16 protein-coding genes are annotated in these 22,745 nt (G+C 63.5%); 8 read left to right on the forward strand and 8 right to left on the reverse strand.

From position 1 onward, the window contains the following. Window positions 1-134: 134 nt before the first annotated feature. The gene (locus BMX61_RS13050) at window positions 135-1,094 is read right to left on the reverse strand and encodes an alpha/beta hydrolase (RefSeq protein ID WP_075626755.1); all 960 of its coding nucleotides are present in this window, start codon (window positions 1,092-1,094) and stop codon (window positions 135-137) included. A 161-nt stretch (window positions 1,095-1,255) separates the two neighbouring features. Here BMX61_RS13050 and ettA point away from each other — a divergent pair, with 161 nt between their 5' ends. The 5 genes from ettA to metF all read left to right on the forward strand — a co-directional run bounded on the left by ettA (window position 1,256) and on the right by metF (window position 8,280). Beyond that, window positions 1,256-2,905, forward strand: coding sequence for an energy-dependent translational throttle protein EttA (ettA, locus tag BMX61_RS13055; protein ID WP_075626663.1), 1,650 nt, complete (start codon window positions 1,256-1,258; stop codon window positions 2,903-2,905). Window positions 2,906-2,980: 75 nt separating this feature from the next. After that, window positions 2,981-3,817, forward strand: coding sequence for an NAD-dependent epimerase/dehydratase family protein (locus tag BMX61_RS13060; RefSeq protein ID WP_075626664.1), 837 nt, complete (start codon window positions 2,981-2,983; stop codon window positions 3,815-3,817). Between the two features lie 171 nt (window positions 3,818-3,988). Beyond that, entirely contained in the window at window positions 3,989-6,172 is a 2,184-nt protein-coding gene (locus BMX61_RS13065) for a methyl-accepting chemotaxis protein (RefSeq protein WP_075626665.1), read from the forward strand. Window positions 6,173-6,370: 198 nt separating this feature from the next. Beyond that, the gene (locus tag BMX61_RS13070) at window positions 6,371-7,372 is read left to right on the forward strand and encodes an ArsR/SmtB family transcription factor (RefSeq protein WP_075626666.1); all 1,002 of its coding nucleotides are present in this window, start codon (window positions 6,371-6,373) and stop codon (window positions 7,370-7,372) included. A 2-nt stretch (window positions 7,373-7,374) separates the two neighbouring features. After that, window positions 7,375-8,280 (forward strand): methylenetetrahydrofolate reductase [NAD(P)H], encoded by a 906-nt coding sequence (gene metF, locus BMX61_RS13075; protein ID WP_075626667.1) that lies wholly within the window; start codon window positions 7,375-7,377, stop codon window positions 8,278-8,280. A gap of 635 nt (window positions 8,281-8,915) precedes the next feature. Here the strand turns inward: metF and BMX61_RS13080 are convergent. The 5 genes from BMX61_RS13080 to BMX61_RS13100 all read right to left on the reverse strand — a co-directional run bounded on the left by BMX61_RS13080 (window position 8,916) and on the right by BMX61_RS13100 (window position 14,816). After that, complete coding sequence (locus BMX61_RS13080) at window positions 8,916-9,854, reverse strand: DMT family transporter (protein WP_075626668.1); 939 nt, start codon at window positions 9,852-9,854, stop codon at window positions 8,916-8,918. 193 nt (window positions 9,855-10,047) lie between these two features. Continuing rightward, window positions 10,048-11,298, reverse strand: coding sequence for a lytic murein transglycosylase (locus tag BMX61_RS13085; protein ID WP_075626669.1), 1,251 nt, complete (start codon window positions 11,296-11,298; stop codon window positions 10,048-10,050). A 345-nt stretch (window positions 11,299-11,643) separates the two neighbouring features. Further along, window positions 11,644-12,444: a glycoside hydrolase family 25 protein gene (locus tag BMX61_RS13090; RefSeq protein WP_075626670.1), complete on the reverse strand. Its 801-nt coding sequence runs from the start codon at window positions 12,442-12,444 to the stop codon at window positions 11,644-11,646. A 456-nt stretch (window positions 12,445-12,900) separates the two neighbouring features. Further along, on the reverse strand, window positions 12,901-13,554 hold the full coding sequence (locus BMX61_RS13095; protein WP_075626671.1) for a class I SAM-dependent methyltransferase: 654 nt from the start codon (window positions 13,552-13,554) through the stop codon (window positions 12,901-12,903). After that, entirely contained in the window at window positions 13,551-14,816 is a 1,266-nt protein-coding gene (locus BMX61_RS13100) for a BtaA family protein (protein ID WP_075626672.1), read from the reverse strand. The genes BMX61_RS13095 and BMX61_RS13100 overlap by 4 nt, the downstream gene beginning before the upstream one ends. 58 nt (window positions 14,817-14,874) lie before the next feature. On the opposite strand from BMX61_RS13100, the gene BMX61_RS13105 reads away from it, so the two are divergent. Beyond that, window positions 14,875-15,858, forward strand: a complete 984-nt coding sequence (locus BMX61_RS13105; protein ID WP_083639343.1) for a GGDEF domain-containing protein — start codon at window positions 14,875-14,877, stop codon at window positions 15,856-15,858. Between the two features lie 277 nt (window positions 15,859-16,135). Then, window positions 16,136-17,536, forward strand: a complete 1,401-nt coding sequence (locus tag BMX61_RS13110) for a serine hydrolase domain-containing protein (RefSeq protein ID WP_234794676.1) — start codon at window positions 16,136-16,138, stop codon at window positions 17,534-17,536. A gap of 449 nt (window positions 17,537-17,985) precedes the next feature. On the opposite strand, the gene BMX61_RS13115 is transcribed toward BMX61_RS13110, so the two are convergent. After that, entirely contained in the window at window positions 17,986-19,011 is a 1,026-nt protein-coding gene (locus tag BMX61_RS13115) for a lytic transglycosylase domain-containing protein (RefSeq protein WP_075626674.1), read from the reverse strand. A 398-nt stretch (window positions 19,012-19,409) separates the two neighbouring features. Then, window positions 19,410-20,621, reverse strand: coding sequence for a pyrophosphate--fructose-6-phosphate 1-phosphotransferase (locus BMX61_RS13120; protein WP_075626675.1), 1,212 nt, complete (start codon window positions 20,619-20,621; stop codon window positions 19,410-19,412). Between the two features lie 323 nt (window positions 20,622-20,944). Here BMX61_RS13120 and BMX61_RS13125 point away from each other — a divergent pair, with 323 nt between their 5' ends. After that, complete coding sequence (locus BMX61_RS13125) at window positions 20,945-22,690, forward strand: alkaline phosphatase (RefSeq protein ID WP_075626757.1); 1,746 nt, start codon at window positions 20,945-20,947, stop codon at window positions 22,688-22,690. Window positions 22,691-22,745 lie beyond the last annotated feature (55 nt).

A 22,745-nucleotide genomic window follows, 5' to 3' on the forward strand; every position in this document is an offset into this window, starting at 1 on the left:
CCTATGGATCGATAGACCTGATACCGCGTCAGTGTGATAGGACCGAAAGATCGTTCTCGCGCAATCGCCTCGGGCTTCTTTCGATCCTGTTGCGCGAAAAGACGGGACCGAAGCTGACCGCGTTGCGAGACGCCTCAGTCCCCACGGCGGCTCCTTGAGGCCTGGTCCTGATCGAGAACCGTGTCGATCCATTGCGCAAGATCCTGCGTGGCGCGGTCGCGGTCGAGATCGTTCAGCGTTTCGTGCCGCGCTTCGGGATAGAGCCGGACGTACACATGGTTGAGGCCCGCTTTACGCATGCGGTCGGCAAGCCAGGAGATCGCCTTGCCGCCGTCGGTGGCCGGATCCTTGCCGCCGCCGACAAGCAGGATCGGCAGGCTGGCGCGCAGGCGCTTCAGCCGCTCCGGTTCGGCTGCCTGATAGATCATCCGGAAAACATCCATCCACAAGGAGACCGTGGGGTCGAACCCGCAGAGCGGGTCGGCAAGATAGGCGTCCACCTCTGCGGGATCGCGACTCAGCCAGTCTGACGGGGTGCGGGGATTGTCGATCGCGCGGGCCCAGGCGCCGAAGGTCAGCGGCGGCACCCAGGCGCTGGGCACATCCGAGCCTTTCAGCCAGCGTTCGATGGCGAGAAGCAGCTGGCCGCCGCGCCCGGCAAGCCCGGCATTGAAATTCGAATTCCAGATGGTGACGGCATCGAAAAGATCGGGATAGCGCTCCACGGCGTTCAGCGCGATCAGTCCGCCCATGGAATGGCCGAACAGGATCACCGGCAGACCGGGATGGCGCTCGGCCGCATGCGCGCGCAGCGCCGCGACATCGTCCAGCGCGGCGTCCATGCCGCCCTTTTCTGCAAAGCGGCCGAGAAGATGATTCGGCCCACGCGTCAGTCCATGGCCGCGATGATCGAGCGCATAGACCGCCATGCCGCGAGCGCCCATGGCCTCTGCAAGCCGGCGATAGCGCAGGGAATGTTCCGACAGGCCGTGGCAGACGATCAGCACGCCGCGTGCATCACCTTCGGCTGCCTGCGCGCGCACGCTCAGATCCGCGCCGGTTGGGCTTGCCAGGCGATAAGCGGTTTCGAACATCTCTCCTGCCTCCATGATCCGCATGCGGTCTTGGCATGCTCCCGTCAAGGCCAGATGACGGCTACGGCATGCATGGCTGCGCAAAAGCCTTGCAGCCTGCGTTGCCGCCTTGCCCGTTTTCGCCTACATAGCCGCCACAACAAACCCCCGCGGAGCATCCGATGGCACGCCAGTTCATTTATCACATGACCGGTCTGAACAAGGCCTACGGCACCAAGAAGGTGCTGGAAAACGTCCACCTGTCTTTCTATCCCGATGCCAAGATCGGCATCCTTGGTCCGAACGGCGCGGGTAAGTCCACCGTGCTGAAGATCATGGCTGGCCTCGACAAGGAGTGGACGGGCGAGGCCTGGCTGGCCGATGGCGCGACGCTCGGCTATCTCGCGCAGGAGCCGAAGCTCGACCCCGACAAGACCGTGTTCGAGAACGTGATGGAGGGCGTCGCCCACAAGAAGGCGATCGTCGACCGTTACAACGAGCTGATGATGAACTATTCCGACGAGACGGCGGACGAGGGCGCCAGGCTCCAGGACATCATCGACGGCCAGAACCTCTGGGATCTCGAAAACCAGGTCGAAATGGCCATGGATGCGCTGCGCTGCCCGCCGGGCGACTCGGCGGTCACCAGCCTGTCCGGCGGTGAGAAGCGCCGCGTGGCGCTCTGCCAGCTCCTGCTGCGCCAGCCTGATCTGCTTCTCCTGGACGAACCGACCAACCATCTCGACGCCGAGACGATCGCCTGGCTCGAAAAGCACCTGCGCGAATATCCGGGCGCCATCCTGATGGTCACCCACGACCGCTACTTCCTCGACAACGTCACGGGCTGGATCCTTGAGCTCGACCGTGGCCGCGGCATTCCCTATGAGGGCAATTACTCGGCCTATCTGCAGGCCAAGGCCAAGCGCATGCAGCAGGAAGCCCGTGAAGAGGCCGGCCGCCAGAAGGCGCTCTCGCGCGAGCAGGAATGGATCGCGTCTTCCCCCAAGGCCCGCCAGGCCAAGTCGAAGGCCCGTATCAACGCTTATAACGAGCTGGTCGATTCGGCTGCCGAGCGTCGCCCGTCCGACACGCAGATCGCCATTCCGATCGGCGAGCGCCTCGGACGTGTCGTCATCGAGGCGGAAAACATCACCAAGTCCTTCGGTGATCGTGTTCTGATCGACAATCTCTCGTTCAAGCTGCCGCCGGGCGGCATCGTCGGCATCATCGGCCCGAACGGTGCGGGCAAGACCACGCTGTTCCGCATGATCACCGGGCAGGAACAGCCCGACAGCGGCACCATCACCATCGGCGATACGGTCGATCTCGGCTATGTCGACCAGAGCCGCGACACGCTCGCCGCCAACAAGACGGTCTGGGAAGAGATTTCCGAGGGCAACGACATCCTCAAGCTCGGCAAGTTCGAGATGAACTCGCGCGCTTATTGCGGCTCGTTCAACTTCAAGGGCGGCGACCAGCAGCAGAAGGTCGGCAATCTCTCGGGCGGTCAGCGCAATCGCGTGCACCTCGCCAAGATGCTGAAGGGCGGCCACAACGTGCTGCTGCTCGACGAACCGACCAATGACCTCGACACCGAAACGCTGGGGGCGCTGGAAGACGCGCTGGAAAACTTCGCCGGCTGCGCCGTCATCATCTCGCACGACCGCATGTTCCTCGACCGCCTGGCCACCCATATCCTCGCCTATGAAGGCGATGGTCATGTGGAATGGTTCGAAGGCAACTTCGAGGACTATGAAAAGGACAAGGTCCGCCGTCTCGGCCCGGATGCGCTCAACCCGAGCCGGATGTCCTACAAGCGCCTGACGCGCTGACGCCATCAAGCCCCGCCTGACCGAGCGTCTTGCGGGGCTTTTTCTTTGGGGTCCAGCGACGTCGGAGAGAGACGCATGCGTGTCCTCGTCACCGGCAGTTCCGGCCGCATCGGCGCGGCAATCGTTGCGGACATGGCGGGCCGGCATGCCGTCATTGGGCTCGATCTGGTAGCGGGACCCAGGACAGGGCTGATCGCCGATCTCTGCGACATCGACCGCTATCGCGTCGTTCTCGAACATGTCGATGCGGTCGTCCATGCAGCAGGTGTTCACGCGCCGCATGTCGGCGTGCTTGCGGACGACTCCTTCCACCGCATCAATGTCGAGGGAACGCGCCGGCTTGCGCAAGCCGCGCGGCAGGCGGGCGTATCGCGCTTCGTCTTCACCAGTACAACGGCCGTCTTCGGTGGGGCTGAGAAGGAGGAGGGGTGTCGGTGGATCACCGAGACGACGCAGCCGCGCCCACGCAGCATCTATCATCGCTCCAAGCTGGAGGCCGAGGCGCTGCTTGCCGCCATGGCATCGCCGGATTTCTCCGTATGCATTCTGCGCATGTCGCGCTGCTTTCCAGAACGCGCCGATGTGATGGCGCTTTACCGGCTGCATCGCGGCATCGATGCGCGCGACGTCGCCTGTGCGCATCGAAAGGCCATGGAGTTGCCAGCGCCGCCGGCTTTCGATCGACTGATCATTTCCGCCGCGACACCTTTTCTGGAAAGCGACGCGCCGCGTCTCGGCCACAACGCCCCAGCCGTTCTGCGCGAACGGGCGCCGGGTTTGGTCACCGCTTTTTTGAAACGCGGTTGGTCGCTGCCGCAGCACATCGACCGTATCTATGTTCCGCTTGCCGCCCAGCAGCGGCTCGGCTGGCGCAGCCGCCATGGCTTTGAAACCGTGCTGCTGGAGAAATGATCCCGGTATGCCGGGCAAGGCTGGGCGCTGCCGAGCGCGTCGTTGATCAGGACGTGTGCGACAGTCATCCATAATTTAGACGAAATTTAATGAGCGCCGTCTATAAGCGATGGGCAGCCTGAAACAGGTCGCGATGTCTTCCTGTTGAAGTGGTTTGTCCACGGAGCGCTCATGTCCAGGCTTTCTCTCCGTTTCATGCTTGTCGCCTTGGCCGTTGTGCCCACGCTGGCGCTTGTTCTCGTCTGCGCCTATCAGGCGATCGGCTACAAGACGCGCTATGGTCACATGCTGGCGACCGATATCTATCGCGATCTGGCCGAAGCCGGCGCGGATCTCGCCCTGAAGCTGCACCGCGAAATCGGGGCGGGTGACAATGAATTGCAGGATGCGCGCGCTGCCACGCAGACCGCGATCGATGCCCTGAAGAAACGTTTCGACCGGCTGACGGCGCAGGGTCTTGCAGATGACGGCGCGCAGATGGCCATGGCCTCGGCGCTGGAGGCGCTCTCCCACCTGCCGAATTATCGCAAATGGGTGGATGAAAGCATGGTGGGCATCAACGATGCGCTGGTCCAGCTGGAGCCGGCCTATTCGGCCGGTGTCGATCTGGTGCGCCATGCCGGCCTGTTGATCGATAACGCCGCCGAAGCCCGGCTCGTCTCCGGCCTTCATGCCGTCTTGCAGCTCGACAAGGCGGAGATGATCGATGCGCGGCTCGGGCCTGAATATGTCGCGCGGGGGCAGCTCAGGGGCCGGCGCTACGGTTTCGCCGTCGAGGCATCGGCATTGCGCTCCATCTATCTGCCGGTTTACCGCGATGCGCTGCCGCCTGCCATCCGGGTGGCGCTCGACCAGCAGATGGCGAGCGATGACGGCCTTTTTCTGGCGCAGCTGCGCAGCGAAATGAGCCGAAACGCGACCGCCAAGCACGGCCCGGCCGACATGGAGCGGTGGAACCGCGCGACCGCTGGAACACGCGCCACCTTGCTCGCCACGCTCCAGGCCGTGGAGAGCGAACTGGCGCGAACCACGTCGCGCGATCGCGCGGATGCTCTTTTTGCCTTTCGCTTCTATGCCGGTGTCAGCCTGGGCATCGTCACGCTGGTAGCGCTGATGTCCATGGCTGCGCTTCGCACGATCTCGCAGGCCGTGCGCCGTCTCTCCGAGCGCATGCATGCGCTGGCCGCCGGCAATGTCACGATCCCGGTGCCGGATCAGGAGCGCAGCGACGAGATCGGCGAAATGGCGCGGTCCGTCGAGATTTTCCGCCAGGCGGCGATCCGCAGCGAGACGCTGGAAGCCCATGCCGCGCAGCTGCGCGCACAGCACGACGACGAGCGCGCGGCGCTTCAGCGCGCAGCCGAAGAGGAAGCCGATCGCCGGCTGGGAACCGCCACCCGCGCCCTGGCGCGAGGTCTGCACAGTCTGGCGAGCGGCGATCTGCTCTGTGTGATCGACGAGCCGCTGGCGCCGCAATTCGAAGCGTTGCGGCATGATTTCAACGCTTCGATCCAGCAGCTGCGCGAGACCTTGCTGATCGTCGGCCAATCCGCCGACCGCGTCACCGGCGGCGCGCACGAGGTTTCAGCAGCGGCGGAAGATCTGTCCAGCCGCACGGAGCAGCAAACCGCGGCGCTGGCCGAAAGCTCGGCAACCCTCAGGGACGTGACCGGCACCATCGGCGCCACCACGCAACGCACCGGCGAAGCACGCGACATCGTCGGCGGCACGCGGCAGGAAACCGCCCATTGCGGCGCGGTGATGCGCGAGGCGGCCGCCGCGATGGACCGGATCGAGGACTCCTCGCGCAAGATCGGGCAGATCATTTCGGTGATCGACGAGATCGCCTTCCAGACCAATCTCCTGGCACTGAATGCCGGTGTGGAAGCGGCGCGCGCGGGCGACGCGGGCAAGGGTTTTGCCGTGGTGGCCCAGGAGGTGCGGGCGCTTGCGCAACGCTCCGCCGAGGCGGCACGTGAGATCAAGGCGCTGGTCGGCGCGGCCGATGCCGCCGTGGTCGAAGGTGTCCGCCTTGTGGATAAGACCGGCGAGGGCCTCGTGTCGATCGAAGCGCTGGTCACGCGCATCAGCGGCCATATGAATGGCGTGGCTGAAGCCTCGCGGGAGCAGGCCTCGCGTCTGGCGCAGATCAGCGGGGCGGTGGACGATATGGAAGGGGCAACCCAACGCAATGCGGTCATGGTCGAGCAGATGAAGGCGGCGGGCAGCGGCCTTGCGGAGGAAAGCGACAGGCTGGCGCAGATGCTCGCCCGTTTCCGCCTTGTCGCATCCAGACAGGCGCCGACACCCCTGTCCGACATCAGCTTCGACCAGCCAATGCGGCGGCGCGCATGACACGGCGATGCAATGCGCTTTGTGCTCGGTGCGCCGCTCGTTAAACAAAGGACCGAGCGAAGCCTCAGGTCAGTGCCACTAGGCTTGAGGCCTTCGACCCCCGCCTTGAGTCGCTTTGTCTTTGCGCAACAGACCACTTGCATCTTCCCCATCCATGACATAAAGATATGTTTATATCTTGATGGAAATGGGGTTGGGATGGATCTGGCGCTGGAGGCCTTGGTGGACGTCTTGAAGGCTGCGGGTGAGCCCACCCGTTTTCGCTTGCTCAAGCTCCTGTCTGCGGGCGATCTCACGGTCACGGATCTCACCGAGATTCTCGGCCAGTCGCAGCCACGCATTTCCCGCCACCTGAAGCTCCTGAGCGAGGTCGCCCTGATTGATCGCTATCAGGAGGGTGCTTGGGCCTATTTTCGCCTGAGGCCTGAGGGACCCGCCGTCGACCTGGTTCGCGCCATGCTCGTGTCAGCTCGTGCCGACGATCCGGTTCTCTCACGCGATGCCGAGCGGCTGGCGGCTTTGAAGCAGGCGCGATCGGAGCGTGCCCAGGCCTATTTCAGCCGCAACGCCCAGGAATGGGACGTGCTGCGCCAATTGCATGTGCGCGAGACGGATGTCGAGGCGGCGCTGCTCAATCTCGTCGGCGATGCGCCTGTCGATCAGATGCTGGATCTCGGTACGGGCACGGGCCGGATCCTGCAACTGCTGCAGGATGTTTACCGCCACGCGGTGGGTGTGGATGCCAGTCGCGACATGCTCGCCGTCGCCCGGGCCAATCTGGACCGCGCCGCGATCGGCAAGGCCACGGTGCGTCAGGGCGACATTTTCAACCTGCCGCTGGAGGGCGGCCAGTTCGATCTGGTCACCATCCATCAGGTGCTGCATTTCCTTGACCAGCCGGACCGGGCGATCGCCGAAGCGGCGCGCATGCTGGCGCCTGGCGGCCGGCTTGTCATCATCGACCTCGCGCCGCATGGATTGGAATACCTGCGCGACGACCATGCCCATGCCCGCCTGGGCTTTTCGCACCAGACCATGGTCGAATGGCTCGAACAGGCCGGGCTTCGCCTGGAAGAGGCTCTCGACCTCTCGCCGGATCGCGCCCGCGAGCGGCAATTGACCGTCACCATCTGGCTGGCGCGCGCGCCCGAACGGGCATGGCCGGCTGTTTCTCCCGCCTTGGTTTCGATAGGACAATGACGATGGCGCCGCAAACGCTTCACCCCGCCCGGCGCGCCGCGCTGAAGCTTTCCTTCGAATTCTTCCCGCCGAAGAACGAGGAGATGGAAAGCCAGCTTCTGAGCACGGCCGAGACGCTGAAGGTCTATGCGCCCGAGTTCGTCAGCGTCACCTATGGTGCTGGCGGTTCCACGAAGTCGCGCTCGATCGACACCGTGCGCAAGCTGATCGCCGAACGGGGGCTGACCAACACCGCTGCGCATCTGACCTGCGTTGGCGCCAGTTGCGCCGAAGTGGATGCGGTGATCGAGGAATTCCTGGCCGCTGGCGTGACACGCTTTGTCGCGCTGCGTGGGGATGCGCCCGGCGGGGCAGGGGTTGCCTATCAGCCGCATCCCGAAGGCTATGCCAATGCAGCCGCTCTGGTCGCGGCACTGGCAAAGCGCGGCGTGCGCTCGATCTCCGTCTCCGCCTACCCGGAAAAGCACCCGGAGAGTGCCGACGTTGCCGCCGATATCGACATGCTGAAGCGCAAGGTCGACAATGGTGCGACCCAGGCGCTCACCCAGTTCTTTTTCGACAATGACGACTTCGAGCGCTATCTGAACCGGGTACGTGCCGCCGGCATCGACATTCCGGTCATTCCCGGCATCCTGCCGATCAACAATCTGACGCAGGTGATGAAATTCGCCGGCCTGTGCGGCGCGCGTGTGCCACAGGTGCTGATCGACCGGTTGCAGCCGCTGGACGATCTGCCGGAAGAGCGTTTCCGCGAGGCGACACTGATTGCTGCCGAGCAGATTGTCGATCTCGCGCATCGCGGCCTGTCGGACTTCCATCTCTACACGATGAACCGTGCGCCGCTGATCAGCGCCGTTTGCGACCTCGTACAGTTTCAGCGCATGGATGCAGCGTCCCCGGCTGCCTGAACAGGCGCGGCATCTGCGCATTAGCCAATCCGGTGCGTGCCGCTTGGCGGCGGCTTCGATGTGTGAGGGAGATCCGCTCCGCCTGAAGCCCTTTTGTGAAAGTCATAATGAAACACGCCGCGCAGGCTTGCCTGGCGGCGTGTCGCAAATTTGGTGCGGATTAGGATCGCGTCGCCTCCCCGACGATGCATTTATTCGGCGCTGTCCTTAAATCCAGCCGAGGGCTGGAACTCCTCCCGCGCCGTGGCGTCCGCCTTGCCTGATCGTGGCCTTGGCCTGATCGTGATCTCGAACGATTCCACCTTTCTTTCAATGCGGTATATCGCCCGGATGCAACCCCTTGTACCTAGATGAACAGCATCATCACCACGAAGGTGAATGCGGCACCGATCATGAGGACATTCAGTGAACGTGTAAGTTCCATATCAGCCTCCTGGCGTTGACGGTTAATAACTAGGGTAAAAATGTCACATCGCAAAGGCAATCTTGTGCTGCACTGCCGTGGTCAGCTGGCCAATTCGGCGGATTTCCCACTTAACCGCTAGATTTCCTTTGTCAAAAAGCCGCCACATTTTTTTCACGATTTCACATGCCGTGATCGCACTTTCGTCGTCTTTGTTCGGGGGCGAGTCGAGTCAGGCCGGTTTCCCGCGCGCGATCACGCCAAGGGCGCGGCCGTCGAGGACGACCAGGCCGAGGCCGATCAGCACCATGCCAGCCATATCCGTCATAGCCAGCCGTTCGCCGAGGAACAGAGCCCCGAGCAAAATAGCGCTTGGCGGCACGAGCAGCGTGACCAGCGACGTATTGGTTGCCCCAGCCACCGCCATGATCCGGAAAAACAGAATATAGCCGAAGGCGGTCGATAACAGGGCCAGCGCGACAACCGCCAGCACAGCGCTTGCAGGCGGCATGGCCAAGGTCCAGGGATGATCGACCGCAAGCGAAACCGGCAGCATGATCAGGCTGGAGGCCGTCAGCTGGCCGGTGGCGATGACCGTCGGGTTCAGCCCCTTGAAGCTCTTGCCATAGGTGCCGGCAAAACCATAGCTGACGGCCGCCAGAAGCGGCAGAAGCAGGGCCCAGAAGGGGACGGCGTGGTCGCCTGAAAAGAGCGTGGCCAGGGCAGCGGGTCCGAGCAGCACCGCCGTTCCACAGAGGCCGAGAATGCAGCCGGCGATCTTCTTCCCCGTCATCCGCTCATCCGCAGTCAGGAGATGGGCGATCAGCACCGTCCAGATGGGTGTGGTGGCATTAAGGATCGAGGCGAGACCCGCACCGATCTGGGTCTGGCCGAGAAAGATGAAGGCATGGGGAATGGCATTGTTGACGAGACCCAGGAGCAGGAAGCCGCGCCAGCGGCCGGCAAGCGCGCCATAAAGCCCATGGCCACCGCGCAAGAGAAGATGCAGCACGATCGCCGCCAGCGAAAGCCGCAGGAACACGAGCGTGAACGGCGGGACATGGCCGACCGCCACGCGTGCGAAGAAGAAGGAGCCGCCCCAAAGCAGACCGAGAAGAAAGAGGAGCCCCCAGGTGAGCAGGTTCATGCGAGGGGCGGGTGCAGCGGTCATGTCGGCGGCTCCATGTTCAAAGTGTCTTTTGGTTTAGGTTCCGCTGATGTTCTCGTCCACCCGAAACTTGATACATGATACAAAACATGAACACCTCGGCACGCTTGCGCATACCGAGGTGTTGGCCGAATGGGTTTTGAGCGACGTTTGCTAACGCCCGAATGCCGGCATTGCCGGGATCGGGCAGACTGCTCTACTTGTTCAGCGCGTCGAGCACGGCCTGCGTGGCCCAACCATCGGCCGGCAGGCCGAAGCGCAGCTGTTCCTGCTGGAGCGCGGCGCGCGTGCCAGAGCCGAGAATGCCGTCGATCTTGCCGACATCATGACCGAGCGTATCGAGCCGAGTCTGCAGTGCCTTCATGCCCTCTTCCGTCAGTCCCTGTTCGGGATGGCCGGGATCGTAGGCCGGCGCACCGGCCAGCCGCGTGGCGAAATAGGCGGCGGAGGTCGTGTAGATGAAGGATTGGTTCCAGGAGAGATAGATGTTGAAATTCGGATAGGTGAGGAAGGCGACGCCCTTGCGGCCCTGCGGCAGCACCAGGGACGCATCGAGGTCGCCATGGCTGGTGTCGCCATCACGTGGCTCGACACCGAGGCCAAACCAGTCGGACGCTTTCAGGCCAGGCTGCAGGCCGGTTTTTTCCCAAGGCAGGTTTTCAGGAACAACGACTTCTTGGATCCACGGCTCGCCACGGCGGAAGCCGAGGCTCTGGATGAAATTGGCCGCCGTCATGATCGCGTCGGGCGCGCTCTGCTTCAAATTGATATGGCCGTCGCCATCGCCATCGACCCCATGGGCGATGATGTCCTTCGGCAGCATCTGCACCTGGCCGATTTCGCCCGCCCAGGCGCCCGTCGTCGTTGCCGGGTCGAGATCGCCATGCTGGACCATTTCCAGTGCGGCGACGAGCTGCGGCCGGAACATTTCCGGCCGGCGGCAGTCATGCGACAGGGTGACGAGCGCATTCAGCGTGTTGAAATTGCCCTGCACGGCGCCAAAGTCGGTCTCCATCGCCCAGAAGGCGGTAATGACAGGCGCAGGCACGCCATATTCGCGCTCGGCCCGGGCGAAGACCTCGGCATAGTCCTTGATCTTCTTTGCGCCCAGCTCCAGCCGGGCCTTGCTGACGGTGCGGTTGGAAAATTCCTGGAAGGTCTGGCGGAACACGCCTTGGGCGCGGTCGCGCGCCAGCACCTTCTCGTCGATCCGCGCGCCGGCCAGTGCCCGCTCGGCGATCTCGGCGGGAACGCCCGCCGCCACGGCTTCATCCTTTACGCCCGCGAGAAAGGTGGCGAGGTCGCCGCCGCACGGCGGCTTCGGCGCATCGGCCGCCGCTGGGGCCGCGGGCGCGGCATTCTGCGCGGCGGCAGGCAAGGCAGCGAGCATGCTGGTGGAGGCGAGGAAGGTGGCGAAAACAGCAAGCGGGCTGATGCGAAATGGCATCTCATCGTCCTTTGATCGGCAATAGCGGGGCACATCATGCCTTCATCGCGCGCAAGGCGCGAAAGCAGGATGCAGCAGGTCTCGGTCAGCCGCATGACATGGTCTGGCTTCCCCTGTTCAAAGCCATGCCGCGCAGCGCGGGTCAAGTGCCGCGACCCTGGTCTGTCTTTCAGGCAAAAACATGAGCGGGCATGCATACGCGCCGGACTTTTTCGTCGCTGCCTTCTGGCTGCGCGCAAGGGGGCCGCCCGATGACGCTGCCGACAGGCACGCATGGGCGTCGGCCCGAATCGCTTAAGCCAAGGACACGGAAGTCAGGCGCAGGCTCGCTCGCTCGCGGCCTCTCTAGCGCCGGGCGGTGAGGTTGGGCTGCGACACCGCCTCGATCCACGACTTCCAGTTCTTGGCCGAGCCGGCGAAGACATTGATGTCGGTATTGCCCTTGATGCCAGGGATCACGCCGGTCGAGGTATATTGCCAGAAGGCCCAGCGGCGCTCGGGATAGGCCTCGCGCGGATGCTTGGCCACGGCGCGCACCCAGAAATGATGGTCATTGAATTGGCCGACCAGATTGTCACGATGGAAATCGACCGAGGTGTAGATGATCGGTCGCTTGCCGTAATAGGCTTCCAGCCGGTCCATGAAGCGCTTCATCTCGCTCTGGACGGTCAGCGGCGAGGGGCGATAGCGGCAGGTCTTGGATTCGCCGTTCCACTCGACATCGAGAACCGGCGGCAGATGCACGGCCTCGCGCGGGACGTTGGCGATGAACCAGTCAGCCTGTTCGTCCGCCGTCGAGCAGAAATAATAGAAGTGATAGGGCGCGTAGGGCAGGCTGGCAGCCCGCGCCTTGCGCCAATATTCGTCAAAGCGCGTATCGATGACATCCTTGCCTTCGGTGGCCTTGATGAAGGCGAAGGAGACCCCCGAGCGGCGCACTTCCACCCAGTCGATATCGCCCTGCCACTTGGACACGTCGATGCCGTGGACCGGATGATGGTGCGGGGTCTTCTCGCCGAAATCCATCGGCTTCTTGTCTTCGAAGCGCGGCGTAATCGACGCGGTCGAGACGAGATCGTAATCGGTGGCGGTGCATGCCGACAAAAGCGACACAACAGGCAGCAAGGCCAGAAGAAGCCGTCGCATGAGGTTCTTTCAAATCCGTTGGATCAAGGGCCCGTCTCACTCCCGACCGGCCGCGGTCGTCTCTCGCAAGAGGCGTGAACCTCATCTTCACCATATCAACGTAAAGAACCGGTTACTTCAAGAACCCTCCCGAGAAATGATGAGCCGGCGCATGGGGCCGGCGCGGTGTGATGTCGAATGGCGCGTCATCTAGCCGCCGTCACGCCGGGCGCAATGGTTCCGGTCATAACCCATTGAAAACATACGGCCACGTGGATCTTCGTCAAGACGCAGGGAGGCGCCTGACAAGGCTCGCCAGCTCTTCGAGCAGACGGTGAGCCATTGCTCCTGCATCCCTAACGATTCTGAAACTCGCTGATCGAAAGCCGCAAAGCTTGTCGCAAAGTCAGGGAATCACATCTGCGCGCCGGCTCATGGGGTCGGCGCAGTAGCTCAACATCGTTGCGTGCGGCGGGTTCAGGCCGCTGCCCGGCAGGTGGCGAGCCAGGCATAGCCGCCGCCGAGCCTGCGGGTGGCGAGCGTCATGCCGCGGGCGTTGCAGGCCTGTTCCAGCACCGTGAAGAGTTCGGCCCTGGGGGTGACGTGGAAGCGCTCCAGCCACGCCTTGAGCAGGTTGCCTGCCAGGCGCGGCAGCTTCTCCTGCTGGCCGAAATCGACGATATGCAGGGTGCCGCCAGGGGCCAGCGCATCGAGCGCATGCTCGATTGCCGCCTTCCAGGGTGGAATCATCGACAGCGCATAGGAGATCACGACATGGTCGAAGCCGCTGACACCGAAGGCTTCGGCCGAGAAAGCGCCGGCATCGGCCTGGCGCAGCACCGGTGCCGCGCCGGGAAGGCCTGACAGATTGCGCTCGGCTGTTGCCAGCATCTCGCGCGAGATATCGAAGCCGAAGAGACGCGCGCGCGGATAGCGCCGTGCGATCAGCGCCAGATTGCGCCCCGTGCCGCATCCGACTTCCAGCAGGGTTTCGTCCTGCCGCAGCGCCAGTTCCGCAATCATCGTGTCGCGGCCGAAAAGGTAGTATTTGCGCGTGGCGTCGTAAATGTACCGCTGATAGCGGTACATTTTGTCCATGCGCTCGGCGTGATCGGGCATGTGCAGGCTCATGCGGCCTTCCGGTAGATGTGGAAGCCGCCATAGATCGCCGAGCGGTCCTGGGGCCCGAGCTCGGCCGAACGGACGGCGTCATAGGTCCATTGATCGCGGATCACCTGGGCAAGGCGGCCTTCGATGATGCTGTCTTCACCCGCCGTGCGGAAGATGACGACGGCATCGGGGCTGGCCGTGCGGGTGATCTCGCTCCAGAGCGCGTCGAGCTGGGCGTCGGTCATCCAGTCCTGCGCGTCGAGAAGCACATAGCGGTGCACCGAGCCGGCCTGCTTGGTCGCCAGGAGATCGGTGAAGCTCGCATGATGGACCTGGACGCGATCGGTGGTATGACGGATCGTCTCATAGGACTCCGGCCGCAGATAGAGCGGCAGCAGGCCTTCCTCACCCGTGGGATAGCGTCGGGCAAAGGCCTGCCAGGCGAAGGGATTGTCGCGCAGGGGGAAATGGCAGGCGAGCTTTTCCAGGCGCTGGCGCAGGACGTCGGCCACGGAGCGGCTGTCGCTCAAGCGGGCAAGCTCGTCGAACTGCTGGGGCGGAATGCCGAGGCCGAAGAGCGAGCTCTTGCGGCTGGTGATCCAGCGGATCAGCGGTTTGTCGAACAGCGGCGCGATGCGCGCATCGAAGATGCGGCGCTGCTCGCGCAGTGAGCGTGCCTGGGTCAGTTCCTTCAGGTCGACGCCGTGCAGGCGCGCGACGAGGTGGCCGAGGCCGATGAAGCGGCCGAGCAGGCCGGTTTTGTAGAGATCCTGCGAGAAGACCCGGATGCGGCGGCGGCCGATCGGCGAGCGCTTCTCCCAATAGCGGCGCGTTTGCGCGTCCAGCTCGCTGGCGATGAAGCGGTCATAGGCGGCGATGTTGGATACAAGCCCGCCACGCGCCAGAAAGCGCACGACATCGCCATAACCGGGCAGGGTGCGGAAGGCGGCGAGTTTCAGCCGGTTGAGCGCGACATGATGGGTGTTGAGATCGACGACATCGATATGACGCGGTCCGGCCGAGAGATAGGCCAGCATGTTACAGCCGCCGGAGCCGATCGTGACGATGTTGTGATGCGGTTCGATCCCCATCGCCGCCATGTCGACGATCGGGTCCTCCCAAATCTGCGGGTAGACGAGGCCGGAGAAGAGCAGGCCGAAGGCGCGCTCCGAAAGGCCCTGCAGGCTGAGAGGCTTGTGGCGCAGAAGCGCGGTCTTCAGCTTGGCATTCTTGCCGCGGTGACGGCTGGAGGTGGTCAGTTCGGTGGATGCGATATCGGTCATCAACGTCGCCTGCTTCGATCAAGGATGAGCGCTTGTATGAAAACGCCGCGACAGTTTGATGAAAGCAGAGGTGGAACGTTTACCTGATCTTAATGACGCAATCCTGTTTAGGGGCTGCAGGCATGCGGTGCAGGCGCCCCTTCATCGTTCAGTAAGTGGCCGCAACCATAAAGTCGTTGCGCTGAAGCAATGTCGTTTTGGCCGGAGCCGTTTCACTCTGTCAGGGTTTAACATGAAGTTAAGCATAGCTCCGACCTCTGTGCGCGGGAGGGTCGCGCAAGGTGGCCTGGCGGGTGCGGCCCTCATCGCATTCGCCTATCTTGAAGACGCCATGGCGTTTGCGGCTTCGATATGGACAAGTCTCGCCGATTTGGCGCTGCCCCTGTTTGCGGCCGTGGCTGCGGCAGGCGTGCTGATGCTTGGCCTGTTCATCAGCCGTACGGCACAGCGTTCCCAATCCCTGCCCGCGAAAGCCGAGGTGACGCCCGGCGCGCAAGCGGCAACGCGGTTCAAGGAGCGGCGGCTGATCAACCTGCAGACCGGCCTTGCCGATCGCCGGGCGCTGGAGCGCGATGTGCGCGTGCGCCCCGACAGCTGGGGCACGGCGGTGATCCTGCTCGACATAAGCGGCTATGACCGGATCGAGGGCGACCGCGACGGGGAGGCGGCCTCCCGGCTCCTGGCGGCGATCTGCGCCCGGCTCGGCGCGCATGTGAAGGTAATCGGCCGGCTTTTTCATCTAGGTGGGCCGCAGTTTGTCATCATCGTCGACGGGCAACCTTCCTCGAATAAGGTGGTCAATATCTGCCATTTTCTGCTTGCCCTGATGCGCGAGCCCTTCGAGCTGTCAGGCGGACGTTTCACCCTCGTTCCCTATCTGGGCGTAACAGTGATCTCGCGACAGGATCGGCGAATCATCCAGACGGCGGCACGCGCCGAGCGCGCCCTGGACGAGGTGCGCCGCGCGGGAACGTCGCATATGGCCTATGCGTCGGTGACACCGGACCAGGAGCGCGCGGTGGAAGCGCAGGCTCGTTCCTGAGCGACCTTTCCTGATCGGCCGAGCCGTGACGGTATCGGTCAAAACAAGGACTTGCAGCAGGCGCTGCCTGTCGGTGATCGTGTTGCAGAGCTTGTCTTTTTCGGCGTGAAATAGCCGCACTGCCAGGCAGCGGCGATGACGGGCAGGCAAACCACGCTGCGCAAAAACATTCCGTGACTTGGATTTGCCGCCTGAACAGGCCATGATGCCGCGGCGCATCATCAGCGGGCCGCGGCTTGCCGCATGCGCAGGCAGGCAGAGCAGCATGGAAGGGGCAATGCGCAAACGCGGCATCTTTTCGATCGTGGCGGCGGGCGTGGTTGCGCTTTTCGCCGGCGCTGCTGGCTGGCTGGCCGTTGCGCCGCCCGAGCTGTTGCTGGTTGGCGATGGCTATGCAGCCAAGATCGTCTGCTCCAACGTTTTCCTGGCCGGCCGGGATGCCGATGAGGTGCTGGCGCAGGATGTGCAAGCGCCCGGCCACCCCCTCCTACGGCTCATTCATGTGTCGGTCGATCGGGAGCGCAAGGTCGTCACCGCCCGCATGTTCGGCTTTGCCGCGCCCGGCCATGCCATCTATCGCGAAGGGCTGGGCTGCACCAATGTCAGCCCCGGAGAGTTCGCGGCCTTTCCCGGAAATCGCTCACTGCGCCGGCGCACGCCGCAGGCCGACGACTCCAAGCCCTGGCCCGATGGCAGCGGCGCGCGGATCGAGCCCGTGCTTCAGGCCGTGGTCGAGGACGACAGGCTGGCAGGCCCCGGCATCCGCGCGGTGCTGGTGTTGCGCAACGGCGTGATCGTGGCCGAGCGCTACGGCAAGGGCTTCGCAGCCTCGACCCCGTTGCTCGGCTGGTCCATGGCCAAGACGGTAACGGCGGCGATTATCGGCCTGCGCGTGCGCGATGGCGCCATGGCTCTCGGCCGCGCCGATCTGCTGCCCGACTGGCGCAACGACAACAGGCGCCGCATCACGCTTGCCGATCTCATGGCCATGCAGAGCGGTCTTGCCTTCAACGAAAACTATGGCAGCGTGACCGATGTCACGCGCATGCTGTTTCTTGAAAACGACATGGCGCGCTTTGCCGCAGCCCATCCGCTTGCCGCCGATCCCGGCAGCCAGTTCAGCTACTCCAGCGGAACGGCGATGGTTCTCAGCCGCCTGTGGATGGACAGCCTGCCCAGCCCGCGCGAAGCCTTGACCTATCCGCGCGCGCAGCTCTTTCGGCCGCTCGGCATGGCCAGCGCGGTGATCGAGCCGGATGCGCACGGCACCTTTGTCGGCTCTTCTTACATGTATGCCACCGCGCGTGATTGGGGCCGATTTGCCCAGCTGCTGGTGCAGGGCGGGCAATGGAAGGGCGAAGCATTGCTGCCACCAGGCTATGTGGAGGCGATGCGCCAGCCCACCGCGGCATCGGGCGGCCGGTACGGCGGCGGCCAGGTCTGGACCCGGCCCAAGGATTTGGCCGGCCCTTATCCCGAGGACAGTTTTTGGATGCGTGGCCATGATGGGCAGTCGATCATGATCGTGCCGTCGCTGGGCCTCGTCGTGCTGCGCATGGGTCTGACACCCCGCGCGACCGGCTATGAAATCGAGCCCCTGGAACGGGCCGTTCTCGAACGCCTGCCGACCTTGCCTTCTCGTGCTGCCCCGGCGGCAAGCGCCTCGGATGCGCCTTAGGGCAACACGGCTGATGCTATGTTGTCGCGGACCTCTACAGCATCCGACGCATCAAGCCGCCGGACCGGGGGCAAGCCATGGTCTCGTCCTGTGTTCCATATGTGCGATAGGGGGAAGTGACATGCTGCGACGTTTCCTGCGTCGCAAGAGCGGATGTCTCTATCCTTCAATGCCAAATTGAGGCCGCTAAACGACGGTCTCGGTTTCTTCATCCCTCAGGAAGCAAGCATGCGGATGAGACCGTGGCCAAGCCCAGCAATCCCCAGCGCCGTGTCCTGAGATCGTGAGTCTTTCGATGCTAAGACTGGCGCTGGACGCACCAAAAGAAAAAGGCCAGCATGATCGCAATCATCTGGCCTTCGAAACCTGCTCGATAAACTGCCGCTCAAGACGCTATTTCACACTGCGCAGAAGAGCAGGGTCTCGGGCTAAGCGATGATGCTCTTGCCTTAGCGCATGTCCAGCATGTCGAGCATGCCCTTGCGCTTGGCGTGGTTGTAATAGCCGCTGGCATAGAGACGAACAGCGCCGTCCTTCTGATTGTCGGCCACCATCCAGGCGCCACGCAGATAGCGCGTAGCGTATTTCAGGTTGGTTTCGGCGTCGAACAGGCCTTCCGCCGGGCCGTCATAGCCGAGCCCGCGCGCCGTGGCGTAGCGGATCTGCATCAGGCCGTAATTGCCACGATGATAGGCGCGCGGATTATAGCCGCTCTCGCGGCGGACGACGCGGTGTACGAGTTCCTCGGGGATGCTGTTCTGCTTGGCATAGACCGCGATCAGCCGGTCGATCTCGACGCGCGAATTTGCCGGCTTGCTTTCGAACGGGTTCAGTTCGGCGAGCTTGGTCTTGGCTGCGGAATAGGCTTCATTGATGATGCCTGGCTTCGGCATGGGCACTGGGACGATCATGCGCTTGGCGACCAGGGTTTCGAGGCCGACCGGCTCGCCGGTATCGAAGGTCGATTCCATGACCGCCATCGACACCATGTTGTCCACAGGCTGGCGGCCTGCAGCCGGCGCACTGACCTTCACGGTCTCGACATTGACGAGTGCTGCCGCATTGTCCGGCAGCGTGACGCCGGCCTGCTTGGAGCCGAGAGGCGCCTGATTGAGAAGCGGATTGGGCTTTGTCTGCGGTTCGGCCGAGGCCATGCGCTGTTCCGGCGTTGCCGGCATAGGCGCCCTGGCAGAGGCGGGCTCGATGACGAGACGGCTGCCCTTTGCGGCGGCGGCCGTCTGCAGACCGGTGGCGGATGCGCCGACTGCCGGACCTGCAGCGGTCTGGGACATTGCGGTTTGATTGGCTGCGCCTGGCTGAGCCGTGCCAGCCTGTGCCACACCTGCCTGTGCCACACCTGCCTGGGTGGTCGCAGAAGCGGTCTCAACGGGCTTCAGCGCGGTTGCTTCCTGGGTCAGCGCACTCACCGCGGCGGACGGAGCGCCGTCCGGCGTGGGCAGTGCGTAAGCCGTCATTTCCGTACCCGGCTTGGCGATGGGCGTAACTTTCTGAACGGCAGTTAACTCCCCGATCGGGGTCTGCTGTGCGGTCGAACAACCGGCGAGTGCGCCGACAGACAAAATTGCACAGGCCGTAAGGGCCGGTTTTTTCAAGGAAAAACGGTTAATCGCCATTCTCTCGCTTTCATGCCGTGATGCCCTTTGGCCCCTGTCAGCCGGTCGTCCTAAAACGCCTGACATGACAATTCCTTAACGCAAGGCCCGGGGGAGAGCAACCCGACGCCTAAATTTTGCCCAGACCATGCTGATTCGATGGCATGTCAAGCCCCGCAAGGCCAGGGCTTCGGCAGGCGTGGCAACGCCGCGCAACCCTTGCGCGGCGGGCTTTCGCGAGGCTGGTGTCCGTGCCGATATCAGGCGCCTCGCCAATTCTGGCCAATACTGTCCATCATGGCGCCAAACCAGGGTGTGGAGGTATCAAAGGTCTTCCCGCCGCGAATGCGGGGGAACTCGACGCAGCGTAGCCGGCCGCCTTGATTCTCATCATGGCCTGTTACGCCGGAGACGCCGTTGAGGGCGCTTTCCACAGCGAGATCGACCATGCCCTGGATGAGGCGCAGATCGGCGCCGTTGGCGGGTGCGGAGCGGGCGAAATAGCCCGATTTCTGCACCATGGCCCGTTCGGCGCCGAGAAGTGCTGCAAACTGGCGCGAAAACCAGGCGCCGACATTGATCGTGTCGATCTTCACATGGCCGAAGGCATCGCGCTTGACCGTTTCGCCCGCGGCCTCCCGCTCGGCCACGATCTCGTTGAGGCAGGCCCCCTCGCTGACGAAGAGGGCGACGAAGCCGGTCTTGTCCATCACCTTGCGCAGCCGTTCCGCCTCGATCTCCATGTCGAACTGCATTTCCGGCAGATAGAGGCCGTCGATCGCCTTCAGCGTCTTGTCCATCATGAAGCCATCGACGACCTCGAGGCTTTCGAGGCCGTGCAGATAGGCGCGCGCCGTGGCGGCCGTCAGCCAGCCGGAATGTCGGCCCATGACCTCATGGACCACCAGCGTCTTCGGCGCGGCGCTCTGCTCATTACCGACATTGTCGAAGAAGCGGGCGCCGGCCTCGGCCGCCGTCCAGGCGCCGAGCGACTGGCGGATCGGCACCACGTCGTTGTCGACCGTCTTCGGCAGGCCGACGACGGTCAGATCATAGCCATTGGCGCCGAGATAGGCTGCGAGGTCGGCGGCCGTCGTGTTGGTGTCGTCGCCCCCGATCGTGTGCAGAATCGTGATGCCATCGGCGGCGAGACGCTCGGCAGCCACCTGCAGCGGATTCTGTCCCTCCGCTACCAGGCCGCGCTTGATGCAATCGGCTGCATTGGTCAGCTTGACGCGGCTGTTGCCGATCGGCGAGCCGCCATGCTTGTGCAGAATGGCGGCCTTTTCGCGCATGGCCGGCGTGATCTCGATCCGGTCCGCGGTCAGGAGGCCCTGATAGCCGGAGCGGTAAGCAACCAGCTCCGCCTCCGGCAGAATATCCGTATAGCGCTCGATCAGACCGCCAACCGCCGAAGACAGGCACGGGGCGAGCCCGCCCGCCGTCAGCATTGCCACTTTCTGCTTGGCCATGATTCCTCCTTCAAGCCGTCGCGGTATCGCTGTCACGCTCTTCTATAGCATGCGCCGCACGGGTGCAGCATCAAGGGCAGCAAAATCGCTCTGAGCCGTCAACTTCCTGTTTTAAGATGCGTTTCTGCGCCTCTGTCATGACAGGGGCGTGAAACGGAATTGATCATCGGCGTATGCGGCCGCTGGCAGTGCTCCAGCCCGGATATCGCCTCACTCCCGTCGGTCCCATCCGGATTTTTGACCGGATAAGGCCGGGTGTAATATCCGTGTCATGCTGAGTTTTTATGCGCGGTGAGGTCAACCACATCTCTGAAAGGGGTCTCATGCGCAAACTCGTTCTCGCTTTGATCTCGGCGACCATCCTCGCCGGCGCTGCGCAGGCAGCGACTGTCTATCCGCTTGATCGCGCGACCATCCTTGCCGGCTCCCCCTTCGATTTTAAGGTTGAGTTCAAGAGCGTCATCAAGCCCGAAGACGTGAAGATCACCGTCAACGGCCAGGACTATAAAGCCGTTCTCGGTAAGGACGTGCAGTTCGTCGCCGAAGAGAAGAACAAGGACAAGGTGCTCGGCTCCGCCGTCCTGATCCGCGGCCTGACGATTCCGAAGGCCGGGGATTATAAGGTCGAGGTCTCCGCAGGCTCGGAAAGCAAGAGCGTGACCTGGAACGTCTTTGCCACAGGCGCCACGCCGAAGGCCAAGAACATCATCTTCCTGCTCGGCGACGGCATGTCGGTCGCCCATCGCACCGCTGCCCGCATCATGTCGAAGGGCATGACCGAGGGGAAGGCGAATGGCCGTCTGAATATGGACGATCTCGACCATATGGCCTTTATCGGCACTTCGGCGACCGATGCCGTGGCCACCGACAGCGCCAACACCATGTCGGCCTATATGACCGGCCACAAGACGGCGGTGAACGCCATTGGTGTCTATGCCGACCGCACGCCTGACAGCCTCGATGACCCGAAGGTCGAAACCTTTGCCGAGGCGATCCGCCGCCAGACCAAAAAGTCGGTCGGCATCGTCACCGGCGCCGAGGTCGAAGACGCGACGCCGGCTGCCGTGGTGTCGCACACCCGCAAGCGCGCCGACAAGGCCGAGATCGTCGAGATGCTCTATGCCGTCAAGCCGGACGTGCTGCTCGGCGGCGGCTCGGCCTATTTCCTGCCGCAGTCCACGGCCGGCTCCAAGCGCAAGGACGACAAGGACTATATCAAGCTCTTCAAGGAGGCCGGTTATCGGCTCGCCACCGATAAGAACGAGCTCAATGCGGCCAGCGGCGACGGCAAGCTCCTCGGCCTGTTCCACACGGGCAATATGGACGTGACGCTCGACCGCGACTTCCTGAAGAAGGGCACGGTCGACAAGTTCCCGAACCAGCCGGGCCTGGTCGCCATGATGAAGGCGGCTCTCGGCGAGGTGTCGAAGAACCCGGAAGGCTTCTTCCTGATGGTCGAAGGCGCCTCGATCGACAAGATGTCGCATCCGCTCGACTGGGATCGCGCCGTGTTCGAAACGATCGAATTCGACCAGGCGATCGGCGTGGCGCGCGAGTTTGCCAAGACTCATCCCGATACGCTGATCGTCGCCACCGCCGACCACACCCATGGTGTCTCGATCATCGGCACGGTGGATGACGACAAGCCCGGCACGGAGATGCGCGAAAAGGTCGGCACCTATGCCGAAGCCGGCTTCCCGAATTACGAGGACAAGGACGGCGACGGCTTTCCCGATCGGATCGATGTGTCGCGCCGCCTATTCCTTGGCGCCACCAATGGTCCGGATCATTACGAGACCTTCCGCCCGAAGCTGGACGGCCCCTTCGTTCCCGCCGTGCAGAACGAGAAGAAGGAATATGTCGCCAACGAAGCCTATAAGGACGTTCCCGGCGCCGTCTTCGTTCAGGGCAATCTGCCCCGCTCCGCCGACAGCGGCGTCCATGCCGTGGATGATGTCGTGCTGCAGTCGACCGGCCCCGGCTCGGAAGGCTTCAAGGGCTATCTGGAAGAAAGCGACGTCTACAAGGTGCTGGCCGACACCTTCGCCCTGGGCGCCGACAAGCCGTGATCGCGGGTTGAAGTCGAAACCGGTGGCCGTTCATGCGGCCGCCGGTTCTGCGCCA

Origin of the sequence: Xaviernesmea oryzae (assembly GCF_900109605.1) — a bacterium.
Taxonomy (GTDB): Bacteria; Pseudomonadota; Alphaproteobacteria; order Rhizobiales; family Rhizobiaceae; genus Xaviernesmea; species Xaviernesmea oryzae.

Coding starts and splice junctions, on each gene's coding strand:
- BMX61_RS13050 (WP_075626755.1), bottom strand. CDS start 1,094: ATGTTCGAAACCGCTTATCGCCTGGCAAGCCCAACCGGCGCGGATCTG.
- ettA (WP_075626663.1), top strand. CDS start 1,256: ATGGCACGCCAGTTCATTTATCACATGACCGGTCTGAACAAGGCCTAC.
- BMX61_RS13060 (WP_075626664.1), top strand. CDS start 2,981: ATGCGTGTCCTCGTCACCGGCAGTTCCGGCCGCATCGGCGCGGCAATC.
- BMX61_RS13065 (WP_075626665.1), top strand. CDS start 3,989: ATGTCCAGGCTTTCTCTCCGTTTCATGCTTGTCGCCTTGGCCGTTGTG.
- BMX61_RS13070 (WP_075626666.1), top strand. CDS start 6,371: ATGGATCTGGCGCTGGAGGCCTTGGTGGACGTCTTGAAGGCTGCGGGT.
- metF (WP_075626667.1), top strand. CDS start 7,375: ATGGCGCCGCAAACGCTTCACCCCGCCCGGCGCGCCGCGCTGAAGCTT.
- BMX61_RS13080 (WP_075626668.1), bottom strand. CDS start 9,854: ATGACCGCTGCACCCGCCCCTCGCATGAACCTGCTCACCTGGGGGCTC.
- BMX61_RS13085 (WP_075626669.1), bottom strand. CDS start 11,298: ATGCCATTTCGCATCAGCCCGCTTGCTGTTTTCGCCACCTTCCTCGCC.
- BMX61_RS13090 (WP_075626670.1), bottom strand. CDS start 12,444: ATGCGACGGCTTCTTCTGGCCTTGCTGCCTGTTGTGTCGCTTTTGTCG.
- BMX61_RS13095 (WP_075626671.1), bottom strand. CDS start 13,554: ATGAGCCTGCACATGCCCGATCACGCCGAGCGCATGGACAAAATGTAC.
- BMX61_RS13100 (WP_075626672.1), bottom strand. CDS start 14,816: ATGACCGATATCGCATCCACCGAACTGACCACCTCCAGCCGTCACCGC.
- BMX61_RS13105 (WP_083639343.1), top strand. CDS start 14,875: ATGAAAGCAGAGGTGGAACGTTTACCTGATCTTAATGACGCAATCCTG.
- BMX61_RS13110 (WP_234794676.1), top strand. CDS start 16,136: ATGCGCAAACGCGGCATCTTTTCGATCGTGGCGGCGGGCGTGGTTGCG.
- BMX61_RS13115 (WP_075626674.1), bottom strand. CDS start 19,011: ATGACGGCTTACGCACTGCCCACGCCGGACGGCGCTCCGTCCGCCGCG.
- BMX61_RS13120 (WP_075626675.1), bottom strand. CDS start 20,621: ATGGCCAAGCAGAAAGTGGCAATGCTGACGGCGGGCGGGCTCGCCCCG.
- BMX61_RS13125 (WP_075626757.1), top strand. CDS start 20,945: ATGCGCAAACTCGTTCTCGCTTTGATCTCGGCGACCATCCTCGCCGGC.